Annotated in this window: 2 protein-coding genes; one reads left to right on the plus strand and one right to left on the minus strand. The window is 61.9% G+C overall.

From position 1 onward, the window contains the following. Positions 1-314: 314 nt before the first annotated feature. A complete protein-coding gene (locus tag IR155_RS15610) occupies positions 315-938 on the minus strand; it encodes a hypothetical protein (RefSeq protein ID WP_124895799.1) in 624 nt (207 codons plus the stop codon). 68 nt (positions 939-1,006) lie between these two features. Here IR155_RS15610 and IR155_RS15615 point away from each other — a divergent pair, with 68 nt between their 5' ends. Beyond that, on the plus strand, positions 1,007-1,618 hold the full coding sequence (locus IR155_RS15615; RefSeq protein WP_135115700.1) for a hypothetical protein: 612 nt from the start codon (positions 1,007-1,009) through the stop codon (positions 1,616-1,618). The last annotated feature ends 111 nt before the right edge of the window (positions 1,619-1,729 follow it).

The following is a 1,729-nucleotide window of genomic DNA, read 5'->3' on the forward strand; positions in this document are numbered from 1 at the left end:
CTATGGTGAGACACGTCGAGGTCCTCGGTTGGAGCAGCAGTTGGCGCTACTGATCCTCGGGGACCTCGACCCCTACCCGCCCGAACTCACCCGGCGAGCCTCACCCCCACCGGAAGTCCGAAGAGCCCAAAAACGTTGTTGTTTCGGTGGGGGAGCACAACGTAGCGAGACCGAATATCAGACACCTCGATAAGTCGCGCCCGCAACTCCCGGGTCCGCTCTCCGCGGACCTCAACAGGGTCTCCAAAGTCAACAACGGCATGCAACTCGGCTAAGAACGCCTGCTCCACATTTCGATAGACAGCCACCGTGGCTCATCGATTCTCGACTCGGGCAGCAAGTCCGCGATCCAGAAGCGTCTCAGTCACGAACGAGTGTGTCTCTTCTTCGTTCGCTATCGGGACAACAACCGCGGACTCGGCATGTTCCTTCAAGAGCGCTCGATAGCCGTCCTGCACACCCGGAGCGTTGTTTGGGTCGAGGTGGTGGGGTTCGAGGAAAACGAACACGATAGACGGCGTGATTGGCGACCAGATTGTGTCGATGAGTTCCTTGAAGCTCGACTCAGGGAATCCTGACTGCTTCACTGATCCGCCGTACCAGCCGTAAGCGAGGGTGGACCACCACCAACGATCCAGAATCAGAGATCGCGTCTCCGCAGCTCGCTTGAGATCAGGCACCGACTCCGCGTGGCACGCGAGGTGCGCTAGTTGCTGGGCGAGGCCCGACTTGGGCTTCTCGTCAGGGACCTCGCCCTCCAGTGCTCTGTACACCCGTTCGGTGAACTTAGTGAAGCCGGTTGGCATGTGAGCGAACACTGTGGACTCCGCGTCGACCGAGCCTCGGAGGCGGTTCAACTGTGTCGACTTGCCGGTCTGGTCGAGGCCCTCGAACACGATGACCGCACCGCGGCGGATGGTGAGATCAGTCTTGGCCATCACCAGCTCCTTCGCGCCGCCCAGCGTGGCTCCCGGGATGTGTCAGAGGTCACCCCTAGCATTAAGCTATGCGACAGAACCGGGATCACGAGGGAGGCGCAGCGGCGCGTCGCCTTGGCGACCCGTGGCGCGAGCTCCCCGATGCTGGCCGCGGCTACCTGTCCGTCTACTTCTCCGAGCCCCTCGCGCGATGGCCAGTCCGCGAGATCACCCGGCCTGCGGACAACAAGAGCGACCCAAACATCGAGACCGGAACATACGGCCTGTTCTCCACCTGCGAGCCGTCCATGCGAAACCGGATCGTTCTCGATGGCGCGGCCACCATTTTCTTCCTCACGACACGCAAACCGCACCAGGGGAGGGTGATCTCCGGGTACTACCACGTTGGCTGGTACACGGAAGGTACCCAGGGAGCGGTGAACCGTGACTATGCCCTCGCTGCCGACAAGATGCACTTCATCGACCCCATCCTTGCGAGCGATCTGGATGAGCCACTCGCAGCCATCTGTTCCACGCAGTTCCGCACGATGAAGCCGATCGACGTTGAGACGGTGGCAGCGCTTCGCAGCATCTGCGACGACCGCCCCGACCGCACGGCCGATTACCTCGGCGAAGTCGCGCGCGTCGAGACGTTCGCACGTGCTCGATCGGGCTACGCATATCCGGCTCATCGCATTTGAGCGTGTAGCGCTGGTCTGAACCCGCCGGTCTCGAGCAGGGATCTGGTGATGTAGTTGGTGAGGTTGCGGAAGCCGAGTGCGGAGCCGCGCAGGTGCTCGAGACGTCCATTG

Source organism: Microbacterium paludicola (assembly GCF_015235415.1).
Taxonomy (GTDB): Bacteria; Actinomycetota; Actinomycetes; order Actinomycetales; family Microbacteriaceae; genus Microbacterium; species Microbacterium paludicola.

Coding starts and splice junctions, on each gene's coding strand:
- IR155_RS15610 (WP_124895799.1), bottom strand. CDS start 938: ATGGCCAAGACTGATCTCACCATCCGCCGCGGTGCGGTCATCGTGTTC.
- IR155_RS15615 (WP_135115700.1), top strand. CDS start 1,007: ATGCGACAGAACCGGGATCACGAGGGAGGCGCAGCGGCGCGTCGCCTT.